This window comes from Haemophilus parahaemolyticus, assembly GCF_018373095.1.
Taxonomy (GTDB): domain Bacteria; phylum Pseudomonadota; class Gammaproteobacteria; order Enterobacterales; family Pasteurellaceae; genus Haemophilus_A; species Haemophilus_A parahaemolyticus_A.
The window spans coordinates 1-2,271 of sequence record NZ_JAHAHT010000155.1 but is presented as its reverse complement, the minus strand read 5'-3'; the positions used below and the strand labels follow the sequence as shown (position 1 = coordinate 2,271).

Sequence of the window (2,271 nt, the reverse complement as noted above, 5' to 3'; positions counted from 1 at the left end):
GTGATCGGCCACATTGGGACTGAGACACGGCCCAGACTCCTACGGGAGGCAGCAGTGGGGAATATTGCACAATGGGCGAAAGCCTGATGCACAGCACGGTGGTAATTGGCGGGATGACCTATTTCTTCTGGATTAATTGGGATTAATCTTGCTAAATATTGGAGTGGGTAGCTTTCTTTTTAATCCGCGCCACATTCTGAAAATGATAGCGAACCAAATCGAAACGTGATAATATTTCAAGCGTAGAATTTGATGTTCTACGCTCGAAAAAATGGAATTCCACATAACAATAAAAAGCAAAGAGGAAATGAATATGGCAAAAGGTCAATCATTACAAGACCCTTACTTAAATGCACTACGTCGTGAACGTATTCCAGTTTCAATTTATTTAGTCAATGGAATCAAACTACAAGGACAGATCGAATCATTCGACCAATTCGTTATTTTATTGAAAAACACGGTAAGCCAAATGGTTTACAAACACGCGATTTCAACTGTGGTGCCTGCTCGAGCAATATCTCACGGCAATAACCACAATTCACATACCCCAGCGCAAGTGACACAAACCGTTGAAATTGTTGAAAACGTAACGGAATAAGATTATTAACACTTTAAATCTTACTCAAAATGATTTACCAAGCGATGATGAAAATCAGCCGCTTGGTTTCTCTTTTTCTAAAGACCCCAAAAATTCACACCTTGAATACTCGCATCAAGCAGATAAAGCAATTCTGGTTCATCTCTATCTTTCCCAGCAAAAAGATACTGAAAATCTGGCTGAATTTCACACTCTTGCCGAATCAGCGGGCGTAGAAATTTTAAGCACGCTAACCACTTCTCGTTCTAGCCCGCATATTACCTATTTTGTCGGTAAAGGCAAGGCGGAAGAGATTAAACAAGCGGTCGAAAATTTAGGGGCAACCCTCGTGCTGGTTAATCACGAATTAAGCCCTTCACAAACACGGAATTTACAATCGCTATGCAATTGCCGAGTGGTAGATAGAACAGGCTTAATTTTAGATATTTTTGCCCAACGTGCTCGTAGTCACGAAGGAAAATTGCAAGTGGAATTGGCTCAGCTTAAGCATCTTGCAACTCGTCTAGTACGTCGTTTAGGTAATCAAGATCAGCAAAAAGGGGGAGCTGTTGGTTTACGTGGGCCAGGTGAAACTCAGTTGGAAACTGACCGCCGTTTGATTAAAGTTCGCATTCAACAATTGCAAAATCGTTTGGCGAAAGTGAGTAAGCAACGTGAGCAAAATCGCAAAACTCGCCAGAAAGCGGATATTCCTACCATTTCACTTGTGGGTTATACTAATGCGGGTAAATCTAGTCTATTTAATGCAATTACCCAAGCAGGCGTTTATGCTGCTGATCAGCTCTTTGCAACGCTCGATCCAACGCTAAGAAGAATGCAAATTCAAGATGTGGGCACAACAATTCTTGCGGATACCGTCGGTTTTATACGCTTTTTACCGCACGATTTAGTCTCTGCATTTAAATCGACCTTGCAAGAAACTGTTGAAGCCAGCCTCTTATTGCATGTGATTGATGTTGCAGATGAACGCAAAAATGAAAATATCCAAGCGGTAAATCAAGTATTGGAAGAGATTGGTGCTGCAGATATTCCGACTCTCTTGATTTATAACAAAGTAGATAAACTAGATGGCATTCAACCTTTTGTTGAACAAGATGATGAAGGCAAAGTAACCGCGGTTTACCTTTCTGCTCAATCTGGCGAAGGTATCGATCTACTTTTTGAAGCAATCCGTGAACGGTTACGCAACGAATTAGTGCAAGAAACGTTATTTCTCTCTCCAACTGCAGGCAATCTGTACACTCTTTTTAAACAAAAACACGGAATTAAAACTGAGCATTTTAATGAGTTTGGCGATCGCATTATTGACATTGAAATCAATAAAGTTCAATGGAACAAATGGGCGAAGCAATATCCTGAATTGATAGAATGTGTGGAATTAGCGAATTGGGAATTAAAGTTTTAAATATTCTATTTATTAGTAGAAAAAAACACCTTTCTATGTTAAAACTAGGGAGCTTTTTTCGTTAAATTTTTAACAATTTTATTTACAAGGAACATAACAATGTCTTTACAAGCAATTATTGAAGCGGCATTCGAACGTCGTGCAGAAATCACTCCAAAAACTGTGGATGCACAAACGCGTGCAGCAATTGAAGAGGTGATCGAAGGGTTAGACAACGGCACTTACCGCGTGGCGGAAAAAATTGACGGCGAATGGGTTACGCATCAAT

General features: G+C 40.2%; 2 protein-coding genes, 1 rRNA gene and 1 pseudogene. All 4 read left to right on the top strand.

From position 1 onward, the window contains the following. A 16S ribosomal RNA gene (locus KH943_RS09925) occupies positions 1-179 on the top strand; the annotation flags it as partial. A gap of 134 nt (positions 180-313) precedes the next feature. Next, positions 314-598 carry an RNA chaperone Hfq gene (gene hfq, locus KH943_RS09920; protein ID WP_304110418.1) on the top strand — a complete coding sequence of 95 codons (285 nt, stop codon included), beginning with the start codon at positions 314-316 and terminating at the stop codon, positions 596-598. Between the two features lies 1 nt (position 599). Then, positions 600-2,003, top strand: a complete 1,404-nt coding sequence (gene hflX, locus KH943_RS09915; RefSeq protein ID WP_304110419.1) for a ribosome rescue GTPase HflX — start codon at positions 600-602, stop codon at positions 2,001-2,003. Between the two features lie 99 nt (positions 2,004-2,102). Next, positions 2,103-2,271: pseudogene (dapD, locus tag KH943_RS09910) on the top strand (2,3,4,5-tetrahydropyridine-2,6-dicarboxylate N-succinyltransferase); the annotation flags it as partial.

What these genes read in the sequence shown, in the direction of transcription:
- hfq (WP_304110418.1), top strand. Translation starts at nt 314, where the DNA reads ATGGCAAAAGGTCAATCATTACAAGACCCTTACTTAAATGCACTACGT.